16 protein-coding genes and 1 pseudogene are annotated in these 18,598 nt (G+C 72.5%); 11 read left to right on the top strand and 6 right to left on the bottom strand.

Going from position 1 to position 18,598, the window contains the following annotated elements; genetic code table 11:
• Positions 1 to 59: 59 nt before the first annotated feature.
• From OG700_RS29760 to OG700_RS29745, 4 genes are all read right to left on the bottom strand, one after another.
• The gene (locus tag OG700_RS29760) at positions 60 to 746 is read right to left on the bottom strand and encodes a response regulator (RefSeq protein ID WP_405618907.1); all 687 of its coding nucleotides are present in this window, start codon (positions 744 to 746) and stop codon (positions 60 to 62) included.
• Positions 743 to 1,978 carry a sensor histidine kinase gene (locus tag OG700_RS29755; protein WP_405618905.1) on the bottom strand — a complete coding sequence of 412 codons (1,236 nt, stop codon included), beginning with the start codon at positions 1,976 to 1,978 and terminating at the stop codon, positions 743 to 745. Before OG700_RS29755 ends, OG700_RS29760 begins: the two co-directional genes overlap by 4 nt.
• 100 nt (positions 1,979 to 2,078) lie before the next feature.
• The gene (locus OG700_RS29750) at positions 2,079 to 2,360 is read right to left on the bottom strand and encodes a hypothetical protein (protein ID WP_405618903.1); all 282 of its coding nucleotides are present in this window, start codon (positions 2,358 to 2,360) and stop codon (positions 2,079 to 2,081) included.
• Between the two features lie 9 nt (positions 2,361 to 2,369).
• Positions 2,370 to 3,155 (bottom strand): PspA/IM30 family protein, encoded by a 786-nt coding sequence (locus OG700_RS29745; RefSeq protein WP_405618901.1) that lies wholly within the window; start codon positions 3,153 to 3,155, stop codon positions 2,370 to 2,372.
• 284 nt (positions 3,156 to 3,439) lie between these two features.
• Here OG700_RS29745 and OG700_RS29740 point away from each other — a divergent pair, with 284 nt between their 5' ends.
• The 3 genes from OG700_RS29740 to OG700_RS29730 all read left to right on the top strand — a co-directional run bounded on the left by OG700_RS29740 (position 3,440) and on the right by OG700_RS29730 (position 6,798).
• Positions 3,440 to 4,036: a DUF3043 domain-containing protein gene (locus OG700_RS29740; RefSeq protein ID WP_405618899.1), complete on the top strand. Its 597-nt coding sequence runs from the start codon at positions 3,440 to 3,442 to the stop codon at positions 4,034 to 4,036.
• Between the two features lie 59 nt (positions 4,037 to 4,095).
• Entirely contained in the window at positions 4,096 to 4,830 is a 735-nt protein-coding gene (locus tag OG700_RS29735; protein WP_405622071.1) for a class I SAM-dependent methyltransferase, read from the top strand.
• A gap of 174 nt (positions 4,831 to 5,004) precedes the next feature.
• Positions 5,005 to 6,798, top strand: coding sequence for an ABC transporter ATP-binding protein (locus OG700_RS29730; protein ID WP_405622068.1), 1,794 nt, complete (start codon positions 5,005 to 5,007; stop codon positions 6,796 to 6,798).
• A gap of 63 nt (positions 6,799 to 6,861) precedes the next feature.
• On the opposite strand, the gene OG700_RS29725 is transcribed toward OG700_RS29730, so the two are convergent.
• Entirely contained in the window at positions 6,862 to 7,089 is a 228-nt protein-coding gene (locus OG700_RS29725) for a hypothetical protein (protein ID WP_405618897.1), read from the bottom strand.
• Between the two features lie 93 nt (positions 7,090 to 7,182).
• Here OG700_RS29725 and OG700_RS29720 point away from each other — a divergent pair, with 93 nt between their 5' ends.
• From OG700_RS29720 to OG700_RS29710, 3 genes and pseudogenes are all read left to right on the top strand, one after another.
• Positions 7,183 to 8,451: a bifunctional adenosylcobinamide kinase/adenosylcobinamide-phosphate guanylyltransferase gene (locus OG700_RS29720; RefSeq protein ID WP_405618895.1), complete on the top strand. Its 1,269-nt coding sequence runs from the start codon at positions 7,183 to 7,185 to the stop codon at positions 8,449 to 8,451.
• Positions 8,452 to 8,500: 49 nt separating this feature from the next.
• Positions 8,501 to 9,610, top strand: coding sequence for a nicotinate-nucleotide--dimethylbenzimidazole phosphoribosyltransferase (gene cobT, locus OG700_RS29715; RefSeq protein WP_405618893.1), 1,110 nt, complete (start codon positions 8,501 to 8,503; stop codon positions 9,608 to 9,610).
• 216 nt (positions 9,611 to 9,826) lie between these two features.
• Positions 9,827 to 10,561, top strand: a pseudogene (locus OG700_RS29710) (hypothetical protein); the annotation flags it as partial.
• Here the strand turns inward: OG700_RS29710 and OG700_RS29705 are convergent.
• Positions 10,495 to 11,268 (bottom strand): hypothetical protein, encoded by a 774-nt coding sequence (locus OG700_RS29705; protein WP_405618891.1) that lies wholly within the window; start codon positions 11,266 to 11,268, stop codon positions 10,495 to 10,497. The pseudogene OG700_RS29710 and the gene OG700_RS29705 overlap by 67 nt on opposite strands.
• 98 nt (positions 11,269 to 11,366) lie before the next feature.
• Here OG700_RS29705 and OG700_RS29700 point away from each other — a divergent pair, with 98 nt between their 5' ends.
• The 5 genes from OG700_RS29700 (at position 11,367) to OG700_RS29680 (ending at position 18,450) form a co-directional block, all read left to right on the top strand.
• Positions 11,367 to 12,164, top strand: coding sequence for an adenosylcobinamide-GDP ribazoletransferase (locus tag OG700_RS29700; RefSeq protein WP_405618890.1), 798 nt, complete (start codon positions 11,367 to 11,369; stop codon positions 12,162 to 12,164).
• 204 nt (positions 12,165 to 12,368) lie between these two features.
• A complete protein-coding gene (locus OG700_RS29695) occupies positions 12,369 to 13,916 on the top strand; it encodes a leucyl aminopeptidase (RefSeq protein ID WP_405618889.1) in 1,548 nt (515 codons plus the stop codon).
• A 407-nt stretch (positions 13,917 to 14,323) separates the two neighbouring features.
• Positions 14,324 to 15,712 carry a dihydrolipoyl dehydrogenase gene (lpdA, locus tag OG700_RS29690; protein ID WP_405618887.1) on the top strand — a complete coding sequence of 463 codons (1,389 nt, stop codon included), beginning with the start codon at positions 14,324 to 14,326 and terminating at the stop codon, positions 15,710 to 15,712.
• Positions 15,713 to 15,808: 96 nt separating this feature from the next.
• On the top strand, positions 15,809 to 17,620 hold the full coding sequence (gene sucB, locus OG700_RS29685; RefSeq protein WP_405618885.1) for a 2-oxoglutarate dehydrogenase, E2 component, dihydrolipoamide succinyltransferase: 1,812 nt from the start codon (positions 15,809 to 15,811) through the stop codon (positions 17,618 to 17,620).
• 206 nt (positions 17,621 to 17,826) lie between these two features.
• Positions 17,827 to 18,450, top strand: coding sequence for a GntR family transcriptional regulator (locus OG700_RS29680; RefSeq protein WP_405618883.1), 624 nt, complete (start codon positions 17,827 to 17,829; stop codon positions 18,448 to 18,450).
• Positions 18,451 to 18,598 lie beyond the last annotated feature (148 nt).

Raw genomic sequence — 18,598 nt, 5'->3', positions numbered from 1 at the left:
CCCCAGGTCGATTTCCTTAACCGCCGCATACCGCGCCTGGAGTACGCAGCGGTGTGCCTCTAGTCCACCCGTGGACGTACCAGACCCGATTCGTATGCGATTACCACCAATTGCGCCCGGTCCCGCGCGCCCAGCTTCGCCATGGCCCGGTTCACATGGGTCTTGACGGTGAGCGGACTGACCACCAGACGCTCCGCGATCTCGTCGTTGGAGTGGCCCCCGGCGACCAGGACCAGGACTTCGCGCTCGCGCACCGTCAGGGCGGCGAGCCGCTTGGAGTACGCCGCCGAGTCGGGCCGCTCGCCCGCGCTGCCGCCCTGCGCCAGGAAGGTGGCGATGAGCCCCTTCGTCGCGACGGGCGACAGCAGGGCCTCACCGGCGGCGGCGATCCGGATGGCGTTGAGGAGTTCTTCGGGCTCGGCCCCCTTGCCGAGGAAGCCGGAGGCACCGGCCCGCAGCGACTGCACCACGTACTCGTCCACCTCGAAGGTCGTCAGCATGACCACCCTGACCCCGTCCAGCTCCGGATCGGCGCTGATCATGCGGGTGGCGGCAAGCCCGTCCGTACCGGGCATCCGGATGTCCATCAGGACGACGTCGGCCTTCTCGGAGCGGGCCAGCGCCACGGCCTCGGCCCCGTCCGCGGCCTCCCCGACGACCTCCATGTCGGGCTCCGAGTCCACCAGCACACGGAACGCGCTGCGCAGCAGTGTCTGGTCGTCCGCGAGCAGCACCCTGATCGTCATGTGGTCTCCCCCGTCCGCGCCGTACGTGCCTTGACCGGCAGTATCGCCTGCGTACGGAAGCCGCCCCCGTACCGGGGGCCCGCGGTGAGGGTGCCGCCGAGGGCGGTGACGCGCTCGCGCATCCCCAGGAGGCCGTGGCCGCTGCCGTCGGCGGGCTCGCCGGTGCCCGTGCCGTTGTCCAGGACGGTGACCTCGATGGTCGGGCCGACCCGTACGACGCTCACCTCGGCCTTCGCGCCGGGGCCCGCGTGCTTGCGCACATTGGTCAGCGCCTCCTGGACGATGCGGTACGCCGCGAGGTCGACGGCGGCGGGCAGGCGGCTGTCCGCGTCGCCGCGGGCCACTTCCACGGGGAGGCCCGCGTGCCTGAAGGTGCCGACGAGTTCGTCGAGGAGCGCGAGGCCGGGGGCCGGTTCGGTGGGGGCCGCCGGGTCGCCGGACTGGCGGAGCAGGCCGACCGTGGCGCGCAGTTCGCTCAGCGCGGAGCGGCTGGCCTCGCGTACATGCGCCAGCGCCTCCTTGGCCTGGTCGGGGCGCTTGTCCATGATGTGCGAAGCGACGCCCGCCTGGACGTTGACCAGCGCGATGTGGTGCGCGACGACGTCGTGCAGATCGCGGGCGATCCGCAGCCGCTCCTCGGCGACCCGGCGGCGCGCCTCCTCCTCGCGGGTGCGTTCCGCGCGTTCGGCGCGTTCCCGTATGGCGTCGATGAAGGCGCGGCGGCTGCGTACGGCGTCGCCGGCGGCCGCGGCCATGCCGGTCCAGGCGAAGATGCCGAGATTCTCCTGGGTGTACCAGGGGGTGGGTCCGGAGAGCATCGCGACGACCGTCAGCGTGGCCATGGTCGCGAGACCGACGCGCCAGGTGGTCGGACGGTCGGTGCGCGAGGCGACGGTGTAGAGGGCGATGACGGTGCTCATCGCGACCGGCGAGACCGCGTCGCTGGCCAGCAGCTCCGCGACGCCCACCGCGCCGGTGACGCCGAGTACGGGCAGGGGGTCGCGGCGCCGGAAGACGAGCGCGCCCGCCCCGAGGACCATCAGGGCCACGCTGCGCAGCCCGGGGGCCTCCTGGCCGAACTCGGGCAGCGCGTCGTGGCGCGAGGGCGGATCGGCGAACGCGCCGGCCACCATGCACACCAGCACGGCCGCGGCCAGCCCCGCGTCGAAGGCGAGCGGATGGGCCCGCAGCCAGCTTCTTACGCGGTCGAAGCCGGTTCCGAGTGGGGTCACAAGCGGAACGGTACGCCCGGTGGCACGGCACGATGCCCCGTGCGGTGAGGCACGGGGCATCAGGAGTGCGGGAGCGCGCGGTGCCGGGACGGCCGGAGGATCAGACGGAAGGGAACAGACCGTCGTCGCTGAGCAGTGCGCGTACCTCTTCGAGTGTGGCGCCCGGGGCGGGCAGAATCAGGCTCGACGGCTCCAGGGAGTCGTCGGGCACCGGCTCGCCCAGCTCGCGCACCTTGTCGAGAAGCGCGTGGAAGGTCCGGTGGAAGCCGTCCCCGTCACCGGCGTCGATCTCCGCGAGGAGTTCGTCGTCGAGCTTGTCCAGTTCGGCCAGGTGACTGTCCGCGAGCTTCACCTGGCCCTCCCCCATGATCCGTACGATCATGACGCGCCCTTAGCTCTTGTCGAATTTGTTCGGAGTCTGCGAGGACTGCGCGCCGTCCTGACGGTCGGCCGCACCACCCTCGATGGCCTGCTGCGACGACGAACCGCCCGACAGCTCGGCCTTCATCCGCTGAAGCTCCAGCTCTACATCCGTACCACCGGAGATCCGGTCCAGCTCGGCGGCGATGTCGTCCTTCGCCAGCCCCGAGTGGTCGTCCAGGGCACCGGAGGCCAGCAACTCGTCGATCGCGCCGGCCCGCGCCTGGAGCTGCGCGGTCTTGTCCTCGGCACGCTGGATGGCCATGCCGACGTCGCCCATCTCCTCGGAGATGCCCGAGAAGGCCTCCCCGATCCGGGTCTGCGCCTGCGCCGCCGTGTAGGTGGCCTTGATGGTCTCCTTCTTCGTACGGAAGGCGTCGACCTTGGCCTGAAGACGCTGGGCCGCGAGAGTGAGCTTCTCCTCCTCGCCCTGCAGCGTCGTGTGCTGCGTCTGAAGATCGCTGACCTGCTGCTGGAGCGCGGCACGCCGGGACAGCGCCTCACGCGCCAGATCCTCGCGGCCGAGCGCCAGCGCCTTGCGGCCCTGGTCCTCCAGCTTGGTGGACTGGCCCTGGAGCTGATTCAGCTGCAATTCCAGCCGCTTGCGCGACGTGGCCACATCGGCGACGCCGCGGCGCACCTTCTGAAGCAGCTCAAGCTGCTTCTGGTACGAGTAATCGAGGGTTTCGCGCGGATCCTCAGCCCTGTCCAGGGCCTTGTTGGCCTTCGCGCGGAAGATCATCCCCATACGTTTCATCACACCGCTCATGGGCTTCGCGCGCCCCCTTCTGACGGACACCGGATCCAGCACTCCTACAGAACCCACAGTACGGGTCCTGCCTCTATTACCGCACTGTTCGGGCTCGGATGAGCTCATCCCCAAGGACGACTGACCCCGGCGCCGATCCGGCGCAGGGAGTAGGTGATCTCCGGGGACAGTGGGAGCTAAGTCCCCTCTGTACCGGTACAGACGCCCTCCGTTGCCGGATCGTTCCCCTCGGGGGTAGGGCACCGGAGTCCCACCCCGTACCCTTGGGCTTTGTGTTCCGTAGCCGCTCCAAGGACGAGAAGGCCCCCACCGGCAAGGTGACGGCGGACCTCTCCACGCAGACCCGTGACCCGCAGGCCCCGAAGGGCCGCCCGACCCCCAAGCGCAGTGAGGCCCAGACCCAGCGTCGCCGTGCCTCGACGACGCCCACCGACCGCAAGTCGGCGATGAAGAAGCAGCGCGAGGCGCGCCGTGTCGATCTGGCGAAGCAGCGCGAGGCGCTGGCCAGTGGTGACGAGCGCTATCTGCCGGCCCGTGACAAGGGTCCGGTGCGCCGATTCGTCCGCGACTACGTGGACGCGCGGTTCTGCATGGCCGAGTTCTTCCTGCCGCTCGCCGTGATCATCCTCGTACTGAGCATGGTCCGCGTCGGTCAGCTCCAGAACATCGCCCTGCTGCTCTGGCTCGGCATCATCGTGCTGATCGTCGTCGACTCCGTCGGCATCTGGATCCGGCTGAAGAAGCAGCTCGCCGAGCGCTTCCCGAACGAACCCAAGCGCGGCGCCGTGGCCTACGCGCTGATGCGTACGCTCCAGATGCGCCGGCTGCGGCTGCCCAAGCCGCAGGTCAAGCGCGGGGACCGGCCCTGAGCACTGGGGCATCCGGCTCCGCGGGGGGCTCGGCCGGTCGGCCCGCCGAGCTCGGCGGGCTGCGGAGCGTCGTCCGCCAGGAGCTGGTCTCCCGGCAGCTCGACGAACAGCTGACCTCGCGCTATCCGGTCGGACAGCGGCTGCGGGTGCTGGACGTCGGCATGGGCCTGGGCATCCAAGCCCTGCGGCTGGCGCGCGCCGGACACACGGTGACGGGGCTGGAGTCGGACCCCGCGATGATGGCCTCGGCGCGCGAGTCGCTGGCGGCCGAGCCCGCCGGGATCCGGGAGCGGGTCAGGCTGGTCGAGGGCGACGGTCTCCAGACCGGGGTGCACTTCCTGCCGGGCGGTTTCGACGTGGTGCTCTGCCACGGCGTGCTGATGTACGTCGAGGAGCCGGACGCCATGCTCGCGGGGCTGGCCAGGATGCTGGCACCCGGCGGGCTGCTCTCGCTCCTCGTACGGAACGCGGACGCGCTCGCCCTGCGGCCGGGAATCGCCGGGGACTGGGCGGGGGCGCTGGACGCCTTCGACTCCCCCTCGTACACGAACAGGCACGGCCTGACGGTCCGCGCGGACCGGCTGTCCGCGCTGACGGCGACGCTCGCGGGGATCGCCGCGCCGCTGCACACCTGGTACGGGGTGCGCGTCTTCTCGGACAACATGTCCCACGACGCCCAGCCGCTCCCGGCGGCCGAGCTGGAGCGGCTGCTGGCCGCGGAGGACCGGGCCGGGCGCACGGAGCCGTACCGAAGGGTCGCGGCGCTGCTGCACCTGTGCGGGGTGCGCGGGTGACCGCGGAACCGGGCGGGGGCAGTCAGGTGTACGGGTCCGCGGCGCGTCCGTACTGATGTGAGCACCACGGGGACGACCGGGACGGTCCGGAACACAGACAGCGGCGCCACCGGCGGCGACACGAGCGCGGACACCGGCGGCGACAGCAACGACACCGGTGACGGCAATCGGGCGATCGGCGGCGCGGAGAAGACTCCGAAACTGTCCGCCGGGGAGACCTGGCGGGCCCTGTACGCGCACTTCCGGCCGCACCGGTGGGTCGTCGCCCTCGGCGCGCTCCTCACCCTCGTCGGCGCCGCCACGGGGCTGGCGCAGCCACTCGCGGCCAAGGCTCTGGTGGACCGGCTCGGTGAGGACGGTTCGATCACCGGGATCCTGCTGCTGCTCACCGGTCTGGTGGTGCTCGGCACGGCCATCGAGTCGGTCGGCGCCTACATCCTGGAGCGGACCGCCGAGTCCGTCGTCCTCGCCGCCCGACGCGGCCTCATAGGGAGGCTGCTGCGGCTGCGGCTGCCGGAGGTCGAGCGGACCCAGCCGGGCGATCTGATGTCCCGCGTCACCTCGGACACCACGCTGCTGCGCGCCGTGACCACCCAGTCGATCGTGTCGGCCGCGACCGGCGGGCTCACGTTCATCGCGACGATCGTGCTGATGGGGTTCATGGACCCGGTGCTGCTCGGGGTCACGCTCGGCGTGATCGTGCTGATCGGCAGCGCCTTCGCGCTCGTCCTGCCCAAGATCGCGCAGGCCACCCAGCGCTCGCAGGAGGCGGTCGGGCGGATCTCCACCGTCCTGGAACGCGCCTTCGGCGCCTTCCGCACCCTGAAGGCGTCGGGCGCCGAGGAGCGGGAGGCCGCGGTCGTCGAGGACGCCGCACGGGACGCCTGGAGGCACGGCGTCAGGTCCGCGAAGTGGCAGGCGCTCGCCTCGTCGTCGATCGGCCTGGCCATCCAGATCTCGTTCCTGGCCGTGCTCGGGATCGGCGGGGCGCGGGTCGCGTCGGGCGCGATCTCGATCTCGACGCTCATCGCGTTCCTGCTGTTCCTCTTCTACCTGATCGACCCGGTGTCACGGCTGGTCGACGCGGCGTCGCAGTACCAGGTCGGTACGGCGGCCATCGCGCGGATCATCGAGGCGGAGCGGCTGGAGACGGAGCAGGTCGGTCCCCCCGGGGCCGACTCTTCCGCCGATCCTTCCAAGGAGGCGTCGGCGGGCGGCCGTTCGGCCCCTGCCTCCGTGGTCTTCGAGGACGTCACCTTCCGCTACCGCGACGGGCTTCCGCTCGTCCATCACGGCGTCTCCTTCGAGGTGCCCGGCGCCGGGATGACGGCCTTCGTCGGCCCCTCCGGCGCGGGCAAGACGACCGTGTTCGGGCTGATCGAGCGGTTCTACGACGCGACGGGCGGCCGGATCCTGGTCGACGGCCGGGACGTGCGCGACTGGCCGCTGGGCGAGCTGCGCGCGTCGATCGGTTACGTCGAGCAGGACGCGCCCGTGCTGGCGGGCACGCTCCGGGAGAATCTGGTCTTCGCCGCGCCCGACGCCACCGACGAGCGGATCAGGGACGTCCTCCTGCGGACGAGGCTGGAACGGCTCGTGGAGCAGTTGCCCGACGGGCTCGAAACGCTGGTCGGCCACCGCGGGTCCAAGCTGTCCGGCGGTGAGCGGCAGCGGGTGGCGATCGCCCGCGCCCTGCTGCGCGGGCCCCGGCTGCTGCTCCTGGACGAAGCGACGTCCCAGCTGGACGCGGTCAACGAGATGGCGCTGCGGGACGTGGTCGCGGAGGTGGCCAGGGAGGTGACGGTGCTGGTGGTGGCGCACCGGCTGTCGACGGTCACGCTGGCGGACCGGATCGTGGTGATGGACGCGGGGAAGGTGCGGGCGGTCGGCACGCACGAGGAGCTGGTCAGGGACGATCCGCTGTACGGGGAGCTGGCGGCGACGCAGTTCCTGGCGTCGGCCCGCTGAGCCCGGGGCCGTCCCCGCTCGTCCCCGGGCGCCGGCCGCCCGAGGACAAGCGGGGACCCGCTGTCAGGCCTCGTCGGGCGGGGTCTGCGGATCGGCCTGAAGGCTCATCGGTCCGTAGATCTTGCTGCCGTCGTCGAAGAGCGTCACCTGGTCGGCGCCGCCCTCCAGCAGGGCCTTCCAGGCCTCACCGATCCAGGACTCGGCGTCGCCCTGGGTGGTGAACTCCTCCGGTTCCACGGCCGGCTGGACCTCCGTCCCGTCGGCCTTCTCGAACAGCCACGTCCACGCCATGTCCGCCTCCCGGGGCCCGCCACAATGATCCGTTTGCTGCCCGCAGCGTAGCCGGGCGCGCACCCGGAGCGGTGACGCGGGAGGATCATCCGCGTGGAACTCACTCTGCTCGGCACCGGCGCCCCCGACGGACTCCCCCGCCCCCACTGCCCGTGCGCCGCGTGCGCCACCGCCCGCGGCCCCCTCGCGCGGGCGGCGACCGCGCTGCTCGTGGACGGCGCGGTCCTGCTCGACCTCACCCCGGGTGCGGCGCTCGCCGCCGCGCGGGCCGGGCACTCGCTGACCGGCGTACGGCAGGTGCTGCTCACCCATCCGCACGACGGTCCGGCCGTCGAGCTGCCCGCCGGGCTGCCGACCGCCGGACGGGTCGCGGACGGCCGGGTGCTGACGCTGATCAGCGGGCACCGGGTACAGGCCGTGCCGATGGACTCGCCCGGCACCGGGTACGAGGTGACGGCCCCCGGCGGCGAGCGGCTGCTGTATCTCCCGCCGGGCGGCGCCCCGGCGGGGCTCCCTACGGGCAACGGCGACCTCCCCGGCGGGGGCGGGACGGGCCGGGGCGGCGCGCGCTCCGCGCGGGACGCCGCGCCCGCCCCGTACGACATGCTCGTCGCCGATGTGACCGGCCGCCCCGACGCCCTGGCCCGGCTGCGCGCCGCCGGCGCGGTGGGCCCGACGACCGATGTCGTCGCCGTCCACATCGGCCACGAGGTGCCGCCGGGCGCCGAGTTGGACCGCAGGCTGGCGGCGGCGGGCGCGCGGGCCGTGCCGGACGGGACGACGCTGACGGTCGGCGAGTACCACGCCGTACCCGATCTGCCGCGCCGCACGCTGGTGACGGGCGGCGCGCGCTCCGGCAAGTCCTTCGAGGCCGAGCGGCGGCTGGCCGCGTTCCCCGGCGTGCTGTACGTCGCGACGGGCGGCGCCCGGGACGGCGACCCGGAGTGGCGGGCCAGGGTCGCGGCGCACCGCGACCGCCGGCCGGGGTCCTGGCGGACCGCCGAGACCTGCGACCTGGTGCCGCTGCTCGCCGGTGAGGGCCGCCCGCCGGTGCTCGTCGACTGCCTGTCGCTGTGGCTGACGGACGCGATGGACCGGGTGGGTGCCTGGGACGACGCGGCGTGGGGCGCGGGCGGTGAGGAGGCGCTGCGGGAGCGGACGGGCGAACTGGTCGGCGCCGTGCGCTCGGCACGCCGCACGGTGGTCCTGGTGACCAACGAGGCGGGTTCGGGCGTGGTGCCCGCGACGGCGTCGGGCAGGCGTTTCCGGGACGAGTTGGGGCGGCTGAACGCGGCCGTGGCCGCCGAGTGCGAACACGTCCTGCTGGTCGTCGCCGGGCAGCCGCTCACCCTGCGCGGCTGACGGCGGGCGGGCCGGTACGAGGAGCGGGGCTGCCGGTACTGTTCGGCGAATGAGCTCGCTGAATCTCGACGACTTCTCCGATCTGATCGAGCGCCCCGACGGCGGTCTGCGGCGTGACGCCGAGGAACGCCGCGAGCGGCTGGCCGTCCCGCCCGGCGCGCTGGGCCGGCTCGACGAACTGGCCGAGTGGCTGTCCGCCGCCCAGGCGACCGTGCCCGTCAAGGCCATCGAGCAGCCGCGCGTGGTGCTCTTCGCCGGTGACCACGGTGTCGCCTCGCTGAACGTCTCGGCGCGCCCGGCGGGCAGTGCGCATCTGCTGGTCCGCGCGGTGCTGGAGGGCGAGAGCCCGGTGGCCGTGCTGGCGCGCCGCGCGGGGGTGCCCGTACGGATCATCGACGCCGGTCTCGACTGCGATCCGGAGCTGCTTCCTACGGAGGTGGTGCGCCACCGGGTGCGGCGCGGCAGCGGGCGTATCGACGTCGAGGACGCGCTGACGATCGAGGAGGCCGAGCGGGCCGTACGGCTCGGGATGGCGATCGCCGACGAGGAGGCGGACTCCGGCACGGATCTGGTCGTCCTCGGCGATCTGAGTGTCGGCGGTACGACTCCGGCCGCCGCCCTGATCGCGGCGCTGTGCGGTACGGACGCCTCCGTGGTCACGGGGCGCGGCGGCGCGGGGATCGACGACCTGGCGTGGATGCGCAAGTGCGCGGCGATCAGGGACGCGCTGCGCAGGGCGCGGTCGGTGCTCGGTGACCAGTTGGAGCTGCTGGCGACGGTGGGCGGCGCGGATCTGGCGGCGACGACCGGCTTCCTGTTGCAGAGCGCGGTGCGGCGGATGCCGGTGGTCCTGGACGGCGTGGTCTCGGCGGCGTGCGCGCTGGTGGGCCAGCGGGCGGCGTTCCGGGCGCCGGACTGGTGGCTCGCGGGCCAGGTGAGCGGGGAGCCGGCGCAGGGCAAGGCGCTGGACCGGATGGCGATCGATCCGCTGCTCGACCACGGGGTGATCGTGGGCGAGGGGACGGGGGCGCTGCTGGCGCTGCCGATGGTCCAGGCCGCGGCGGCGCTGGCTGCCGAACTGCCCGAGCGGCCCGAGGTGTTGGAGACACCGGAGACCGCCGAGGCGGCGGGCGCCGGCCTCGACGAGGACATCACGTAGGGCGGCGCCCGCGAGCCAGGGCCACGGGTCGCCCACCTGCTGCCGCACGGCGGGCATCCGCGCGGCGCCCGTGAGCCACGGTCACGGTCACGGGACAACGGCGCGGCCCCCGGTGGCGACCGGGCCGGGCCTCGGAGCCGTAAATCCGAGAACCGCCGACCGCACGCCGCATGCCAGCCGAACAAGCCCGACATAAGACTCATATGATCCCGCTTCATGGGAGAAGCGGGATCAATCCGGTCGAGTGTGGTCCGGGCCGCCCGCCGTGAGTGGGGTGTGCCGCTGCGGACCGTGCGGACGGCACTGGCGCGGCGGAGCTGGCGGGCGATCCCCATGACGCTGGCGGCGGTCTTCCTGACGGCCCTGCTCCAGATCGCGCAGAACCAGTCGTGGGGCCTGCGCCCGGTCCTCGACCTCGGTGGGGTGCGGGCGCAGGACCCGCTGTGGCTCGCCCTCCTACGGACGCCGTTGTCGCTGTTCGTCCCGGCGCTCGATCTGCCCGTGTGGGGCGCGCTGGCGCAGATCCTGGTGGCCTTCGGGATCGCGGAGATCTGCGTGGGCAGATGGCGCACGCTGCTGATCGCGTACGCCTCGACGCTGGTGGGGACGGCGTACGCGCGCATCGCCGTCGCCCTCGGCCCGGACGGGGCCGCCGGCCCGCTAGGGCTCCCCCACTCGAACGCCTCGGTGATCGACACCGGCCCGTCCGCGGCGGTGGTGGGGCTGGCGATCTACGTCTGCTGGCACTACCGGGCGTGGTTCACGGCGGCGGTGGTGGTCCTGACGCTGGTCCTGGAGGTCGTGTTCAAGGACAACCTGGCGGGCCGTGAGCATCTGGCGGCCATCCTGCTGGTCGTGGCGGTGTGCGCACTTGAGGACGCGACTCAGCGCGGCGGCGCGGGTGTCGCGTCCCGCCTCGGTTCGCCGTCCGGGGCGCCGCCGATCCAGTCCTGTACGCGGCGGCGCGGCCCCGACCAGCGGCGGTCGCGGTGGTACGCGCGCAGCGTCATCCGGGCGCGCGCCCGGTGGCGGCGGCGGTAGAACCGGCGGGCCCAGAACGAGCCCGGCCGCGCCAGTCTGAGCGCGCCGACGATCGCCACCGGGGGCACCAGCGCGCCCACGAGCGCCATCCACAGCTTCCCCTTGAAGAGCGTGATCAGCACGAAGACGAAGCTCAGGCCGAGACTCAGCAACAGCGAGGCCCGGTCCTGCCGTTCCTCCGGCGACAGCGAGTCGACGCCGAGCGGCGAGAAGCCGCTCAGTACGAGGAGCGCCAGCGCGGCGGCGAGAACCACGACCTCCACGCTCCGCCGGCCCTGTTCGGTCCAGTACACGTCGTCCAGGTGCAGGATCAGCGCGAACTCGTCCAGGACCAGACCGGCGCCCATCCCGAAGATCACCGCGCACACGGCCGCCCCGACGCCGTGCCTGCCGCTGCCGACCGCGCCGAAGCCGCCGATCACCATGAGCACGACGCCGGGCACCACGTGGTGGATGTGCATCCCGCCGGGCCGGACGTTGCGGAACGGCCCCTTTCCCGCCCGGATCAGCCGGGTGATCATCCGCGTGATCATGAAGGTCAGTACGAAGGAGACCAGCGCGAGCAGCATGGGGACCTTGCCCGGCTCGACGAAGTTCTGGTGGAACCAGGAACCCATGCCACCGCCTCCGTTTTGTGGCTTTTGCAGATGTATGGGCAACCTACCGTCTGGGCGCCCGCCCACTCGCCGACCCCGTCCCGGCTACTCTTCGCGCGATGAACGCCCCCCGTTCGACACACCCGGCGGCCGACGGCATCCGGTTCGCCTTCGGCACGCTCACCGCGCTCCCGGTCCACGTCACCCACTGGGACCGCGCCGCCGCCCGTGCCGGGATGCTGGCGGCGCCGCTGGCCGGCCTCGTCGTCGGCCTGTGCGCCGCCGCCGTGGGCGGACTGCTGCTCCTGGCGGGTTCGGGCGCGCTGCTCGCCGCCGTGGCCACCACCGCCGTCCCGGCCGTACTCACCCGGGGCCTGCATCTCGACGGACTCGCGGACACGGCCGACGGCCTCGGCAGCGCGAAACCGGCCAAGGACGCGCTGCTGATCATGAAGCGGTCGGACATCGGCCCGTTCGGTGTGATCACCCTGCTGCTCGTCCTGCTGACGCAGGTGGCCGCGCTGGCGGAGCTGTACGACGAGGGCTGGGCCCACGGCGCCGTCGCCGCCGCCGTCGCGGCCGTCACCGCGCGGCTCGCGCTCACGCTGGCCGCGCGTACGGACGTGCCGCCCGCGCGGCCCGAGGGTCTGGGCGCCGCCGTCGCGGGCTCGGTGCCCACGCGGTCGGCGGCGCTGGCCGCGCTCCTGGTGACGGCGGTCTGCGCGGCGGCCTGCGGCGGCCTGTTCGGCGGGTACGGCGCCCTGCACCACGCCCTGGCCCTGGCGGCCGGTCTCGGCGCCGCGCAGTTGCTGCTCGCCCACTGCGTGCGCCGCTTCGGCGGTGTCACCGGGGACGTGTTCGGCGGCCTCGCCGAGACGGCGGCCACCGCGGCCCTGGTCGTCCTGACCCTGGGCTGACGGCGGGCTGTTGGCGGGCTGACGGCGGGTGTGCCTGGGCCCGGTTCCGGCCGAGCACGACCGCCGCCGTGAGGGGCGGTGAGCACCGCGCGTAGGCTCGTTCCAGGTGCTCCGCAGGCGGAATTACGATGCGGTGGGCACGGCCGGGCCTGCGAAAGACCGGCTTCCGCCGAAGAACTTCTATGGAAGCGAGATTTCACCACCGTGACTGCTCTCACTCTCAGCACAGCCGGCGCGGCGACGTTGCGCGCCGACGCGATCGTCGTCGGCGTCGCCAAGGGAGCCAAGGGCCCGGCCCTCGCGCCGGGCGCCGAGGCCGTGGACAAGGCGTACGACGGCAAGCTCGCCTCCGTCCTGGAGTCCCTCGGCGCCACGGGTGCCGAGGGCGAGGCGACCAAGCTCCCCGCGCCGTCCGGCCTCAAGGTCCCGATCGTCATCGCGGTCGGCCTCGGCACCGCCCCGCAGAAGGACGAGGCGTACGGCGCCGAGACCCTCCGCCGCGCCGCCGGTGTCGCCGCCCGTACCCTCTCCGGCGCCAAGAAGGCCGCGTTCGCGCTGCCCGTGGAGGCGGCCGAGGACATCGAGGCCGTCGCGGAGGGCGCGCTGCTCGGCGCGTACGCCTTCACCGCGTACCGCGGCACGGAGAAGTCCGCCGACGCGGCCGGCAAGGGCGGCAAGGACGACGGCGCGAAGCAGCCGCTCGGCGAGATCACGCTGCTCGGCGCGAAGCCGCGCGACAAGGCGTACAAGGCCGCGGTCGAGCGCGCGATCTCGCTGACCGAGGAGATCAACCGCGCCCGCGACCTGATCAACACCCCGCCGAACGACCTCTACCCGGAGACCTTCGCCGCCGTCGCCACGGCCGCCGGCAAGGAGCACGGCGTCAAGGTCCAGGTCACCGACGAGAAGGCGCTCGTCAAGGGCGGCTACGGCGGTCTCGTCGGCGTCGGCCAGGGAGCGGAGCACGGCCCGCGCCTCGTACGCCTGGAGTACACGCACGCCAAGGCCAAGAAGACGATCGCCCTGGTCGGCAAGGGCATCACCTACGACTCGGGCGGCATCTCGCTCAAGCCGCCGGGCCACAACGAGACGATGAAGTGCGACATGAGCGGCGCCGCCGCCGTCCTCGCCGCCGTCGTGTCGGCGGCCAGGCTCGGGCTCCAGGTCAATGTGACCGGCTGGCTCGCGCTCGCCGAGAACATGCCGTCCGGCACCGCGACGCGCCCCGGCGACGTCCTGCGCATGTACAGCGGCAAGACCGTCGAGGTGCTGAACACCGACGCCGAGGGCCGGCTCGTCCTCGCGGACGCGATCACCCGGGCCTGCGAGGAGAAGCCCGACGCGATCGTGGACGTGGCCACGCTGACCGGCGCCATGGTCGTGGCGCTGGGCAACCGGACGTTCGGCATCATGTCGAACGACGAGGCGTTCCGTACCTCCCTGCACGAGATCGCCGAGGAGGTCGGCGAGGCGTCCTGGCCGATGCCGCTGCCGACCGAGCTGCGCAAGGGCATGGACTCCCCCACCGCCGACATCGCGAACATGGGTGAGCGCATGGGCGGCGGCCTGGTCGCCGGACTGTTCCTCCAGGAGTTCGTGGGCGAGGGCATCACCTGGGCGCACCTGGACATCGCCGGCCCGGCCTTCCACGAAGGCGCGCCGTACGGCTACACGCCCAAGGGCGGCACGGGCTCGTCGGTCCGCACGCTGGTCAAGCTCGCCGAGCGCACCGCCGCGGGCGACCTGGGCTGACCGCGCGGTCGGCGCCCCCAGGGGCCGCCGGCCGCCGTGGGGAATGTGTGGCCCGCTCGGTGGGTTCCGGTTGAGTACCGGGGCCCGCGGGGCGGGCCGTTCCGCCCCCGGCGAAAGCGCCGGGCGCGCCCGGCATTTTCGCCGCCCACCCCGTACGACGTATGTACGGCGCGCGTACGGGCATCCGTACGAGCGTCCGTACGACACCGTACGAGCCAGTAACCCCCTGATCGCGGCCGACCGGCCGCCTCAGACCCCGGCCCCGCGTCCCGCCGCCCACCGACAAGTGCGAAGATGGGTTCTCGGCAGGACAGGGCCCCCACCACAGGGCCGACGAAAAAGCGGCCGAACACCAGCCGCCGCCCGGTCATCGACCGCGCCCGGCGCACATGCATGGAGGACGTGACGTGGCGAACGACGCCAGCACCGTTTTCGACCTAGTGATCCTCGGCGGCGGTAGCGGCGGTTACGCCGCGGCGCTGCGCGGAGCGCAGCTGGGCCTGGACGTCGCCCTGATCGAGAAGAACAAGCTCGGCGGCACCTGCCTGCACAACGGCTGCATCCCCACGAAGGCCCTGCTGCACGCCGGCGAGATCGCCGACCAGGCGCGCGAGTCGGAGCAGTTCGGGGTCAAGACCACCTTCGAAGGCATCGACATCGCGGGGGTCCACAAGTACAAGGACGAGGTCGTCTCCGGTCTCTACAAGGGACTTCAGGGCCTGGTCGCCTCCCGCAAGGTGACCTATATCGAGGGTGCGGGGCGGCTCTCCTCCCCGACCTCCGTCGACGTCGACGGGCGCCGCGTGCAGGGCCGCCATGTGCTGCTCGCCACCGGCTCCGTACCGAAGTCGCTGCCCGGCCTGGAGATCGACGGTCAGCGGATCATCTCCTCGGACCACGCGCTGACGCTGGACCGCGTCCCCAAGACGGCGATCGTCCTGGGCGGCGGCGTCATCGGCGTCGAGTTCGCCTCGGCGTGGAAGTCCTTCGGTACGGACGTGACCGTCATCGAGGGTCTCAAGCACCTCGTGCCGGTCGAGGACGAGAACAGCTCCAAGCTCCTGGAGCGGGCCTTCCGCAAGCGCGGTATCAAGTTCAACCTCGGCACCTTCTTCGACAAGGCCGAATACACGCAGGACGGTGTGCGCGTCACGCTGGCCGACGGCAAGACCTTCGACGCGGAGGTGCTGCTGGTCGCGATCGGCCGCGGCCCCGTCTCGCAGGGCCTCGGCTACGAGGAGCAGGGCGTCGCGATGGACCGCGGCTTCGTGCTCGTGGACGAGTACATGCGGACGAACGTGGAGACGATCTCGGCCGTCGGTGACCTCGTCCCGACGCTCCAGCTCGCGCACGTCGGCTTCGCCGAGGGCATCCTCGTGGCGGAGCGGCTGGCGGGCCTGAAGACCGTCCCCGTCGACTACGACGGCGTGCCCCGGGTGACGTACTGCCACCCCGAGGTCGCCTCCGTCGGTATCACCGAGGCCAAGGCCAAGGAGATCTACGGTGCGGACAAGGTCGTCGCCCTGAAGTACAACCTCGCGGGCAACGGCAAGAGCAAGATCCTGAAGACCGCGGGCGAGATCAAGCTCGTCCAGGTCAAGGACGGCGCCGTGGTCGGCGTCCACATGGTCGGTGACCGGATGGGCGAGCAGGTCGGCGAAGCTCAGCTGATCTACAACTGGGAGGCTCTGCCGGCCGAGGTCGCGCAGCTCATCCACGCGCACCCGACGCAGAACGAAGCCCTCGGCGAGGCCCACCTGGCTCTGGCCGGCAAGCCCCTCCACGCCCACGACTGATGCGCCGGTCCGGGCACGACGACCACTACCGCACCTCCCCTCGCTCGGCGCTCCGCGCAAGCTGGGGAGATCCCACCGTTAGGAGCAGCTGAAACCATGGCGGTTTCCGTAACCCTGCCGGCGCTCGGCGAGAGCGTCACCGAGGGCACTGTCACCCGCTGGCTGAAGGCCGAGGGCGAGCGCGTCGAGGCCGACGAGCCGTTGCTGGAGGTCTCCACCGACAAGGTCGACACCGAGATCCCGGCGCCCGCCGCGGGGGTACTGGCGTCGATCAAGGTCGCCGAGGACGAGACGGTCGAGATCGGCGCCGAGCTGGCCGTGATCGACGACGGTTCGGGCGGCGCGGCCGCCGCCGAGGCGCCGCAGCAGGCCGCGGCTCCGGCCGAGGCCGCGCCGGAGCCCACGCCGGCTCCCGCTCCCGCCCAGGAGGCCCCTGCGGCGCCGGCCGCCGAGACCGAGGCTCCGGCGCCCGCGCCGGCCGCCGCGGCACCGGCCGGCGGCTCCGCCGAGGGCACGGACGTCACCCTCCCGGCGCTCGGCGAGAGCGTCACCGAGGGCACCGTCACCCGCTGGCTCAAGGAGGTCGGCGACGCGGTCGAGGCCGACGAGCCGCTGCTGGAGGTCTCGACGGACAAGGTCGACACGGAGATTCCCGCCCCGGTCGCCGGTGTGCTGCTGGAGATCGTGGTCGGCGAGGACGAGACGGCGGAGATCGGCGCGAAGCTGGCCGTGATCGGCGCCGAAGGTGCCGCTCCGGCGGCTGCCCCGGCACCGGCCCCGGCCGCGCCGAAGCAGGAGGCTCCGAAGCAGGAGGCTCCCGCACCGGCTCCCGCCGCCGCTCCCGCACCGGCCCCGCAGGCACCGCCCGCCCCGGCGCCCGTTCCCGCCGCCGCACCGGCCCCGGCGGCTCCCGCCGCCCCGGCTCCCGCGGTGGCCGTCGCACCCGCGCCCCCCGCCGCCGGTTCCGGCGACGACGGCGCGTACGTGACTCCGCTCGTGCGCAAGCTCGCCGCGGAGAACGGCGTCGACCTGGCCTCGGTCAAGGGCACCGGCGTCGGTGGCCGCATCCGTAAGCAGGACGTCGTCGCCGCCGCGGAGGCCGCCAAGGCCGCCGCGCAGGCTCCGGCACCCACCGCCGCCCCGGCACCCGCCGCGTCGAAGGCCCCCAAGCTGGAGGTCTCCCCGCTGCGTGGCCAGACGGTCAAGATGCCGCGTATGCGCAAGGTCATCGGCGACAACCTGATGAAGGCGCTGCACGGCCAGGCCCAGTTGACGTCGGTCATCGAGGTCGACATCACGAAGCTGATGAAGCTGCGCGCGCAGGCCAAGGACTCCTTCGCCGCCCGTGAGGGCGTGAAGCTGTCCCCGATGCCGTTCTTCGTCAAGGCCGCGGCCCAGGCGCTGAAGGCGAACCCGGCGGTCAACGCCCGTATCAACGAGGCCGAAGGCACCATCACGTACTACGACTCGGAGGACATCGGCATCGCCGTCGACTCCGAGAAGGGTCTGATGACGCCGGTCATCAAGGGCGCGGGCGATCTCAACCTGGCCGGTATCGCCAAGAAGACCGCCGAGCTGGCGGGCAAGGTCCGCGGCAGCAAGATCACACCGGACGAGCTGTCCGGCGCGACCTTCGCCATCAGCAACACCGGCTCGCGCGGCGCCCTGTTCGACACGATCATCGTGCCCCCGAACCAGGTCGCCATCCTGGGCATCGGAGCGACGGTCCGCCGCCCGGTGGTCATCAACCACCCGGACCTCGGCGAGACGATCGCGATCCGCGACATGGTCCACGTCGTGCTCTCCTACGACCACCGCCTGGTGGACGGCGCGGACGCCGCCCGCTATCTGACGGCGGTCAAGGGGATCCTGGAAGCGGGCGAGTTCGAGGTCGAACTCGGTCTGTAGTCCTCCCCTGGACCACGCTGTACGGCACGACGGCGCCCCCGCCCGGAGAGATCCGGCCCGGGGGCGCCTTCGCGTGCCCAACGGCCGTCGTACGCGCGCCGGCCGGAGGGCTCGGGGCAAAAGTCTCGTCCTCCCTCAGTCATGACCCCCTGGCCGCCCCGCCGGGAGAGGTAACCTCGGCCACGGCCACCCGAAGGAGCCCCGTCATGACCCCGCCCGTCGTCCACTCGCTGCGCGAGCAGATCCGCGAGCACATCGTGGAGGGCATCGTCAGCGGACGCTGGAAGCCGGGTGAGCGGATCGTCGAGCGGGGTATCGCGACCGAGCTGGCCGTCAGCCAGACGCCCGTACGCGAGGCGCTGCGCGAACTGGAGTCGCTGCGGCTGATCGAGTCAGCGCCCAACAAGGGTGTACGGGTACGGAATCTGACCGCCGCCGACCTGGAGGAGAGTTACCCGGTGCGGGCCGGTCTGGAGCAGATCGCCGCCGAGCTGGCCGCCGAGCGGCTGGCCGCCGACACCTCCGCCCTGGAGCCGCACGTGACGGCGCTGTACGAGGCCGACCGGCGGGCCGACGGGACGGCGCAGGTGCGGCACACCGTCGACTTCCACCGCGAGCTGGTGCGCGCCGCCCGGAACAGCGTGCTGCTGCACACCTGGGAGGGGCTCGGCATCGAGGTGTTCACGGCGCTGTCCATCCGGTGGCTCGGCACGGTCCAGAAGTCGTACGCGGAGGAGCACCAGGAACTGGTGGAGGCGTTCCGCCGCCGGGATCCCCGTATCGGCGCACTGGTGAAGGAGCACGTGCTCGGATGTGCACCGCGCGCCTGATCGGCCACCCGATTCATACCGTTTCGCGGCGTCACCGCGTGCCCCTCCCACCGGCACTGGATGCCAATTTCTTCAGATCATGAAATTTTGCCGTCAACTCTTTGATCGATCATCGATCAGCGACTTACAGTCGACAGCGGGGCTGCAC

Origin of the sequence: Streptomyces sp. NBC_01508, assembly GCF_045040315.1 — a bacterium.
Classification (GTDB): domain Bacteria; phylum Actinomycetota; class Actinomycetes; order Streptomycetales; family Streptomycetaceae; genus Streptomyces.
The sequence above is the reverse complement of the archived record's forward strand: the minus strand, read 5'-3'. Positions and strand labels throughout refer to the sequence as shown.

Excerpts from the sequence above, each read along its gene's own strand:
- OG700_RS29760 (WP_405618907.1), bottom strand. The coding sequence starts at position 746 with ATGACGATCAGGGTGCTGCTCGCGGACGACCAGACACTGCTGCGCAGC.
- OG700_RS29750 (WP_405618903.1), bottom strand. The coding sequence starts at position 2,360 with ATGATCGTACGGATCATGGGGGAGGGCCAGGTGAAGCTCGCGGACAGT.
- OG700_RS29745 (WP_405618901.1), bottom strand. The coding sequence starts at position 3,155 with ATGAAACGTATGGGGATGATCTTCCGCGCGAAGGCCAACAAGGCCCTG.
- OG700_RS29725 (WP_405618897.1), bottom strand. The coding sequence starts at position 7,089 with ATGGCGTGGACGTGGCTGTTCGAGAAGGCCGACGGGACGGAGGTCCAG.
- cobT (WP_405618893.1), top strand. The coding sequence starts at position 8,501 with ATGAGCTCGCTGAATCTCGACGACTTCTCCGATCTGATCGAGCGCCCC.
- OG700_RS29705 (WP_405618891.1), bottom strand. The coding sequence starts at position 11,268 with ATGGGTTCCTGGTTCCACCAGAACTTCGTCGAGCCGGGCAAGGTCCCC.
- OG700_RS29700 (WP_405618890.1), top strand. The coding sequence starts at position 11,367 with ATGAACGCCCCCCGTTCGACACACCCGGCGGCCGACGGCATCCGGTTC.
- sucB (WP_405618885.1), top strand. The coding sequence starts at position 15,809 with ATGGCGGTTTCCGTAACCCTGCCGGCGCTCGGCGAGAGCGTCACCGAG.
- OG700_RS29680 (WP_405618883.1), top strand. The coding sequence starts at position 17,827 with ATGACCCCGCCCGTCGTCCACTCGCTGCGCGAGCAGATCCGCGAGCAC.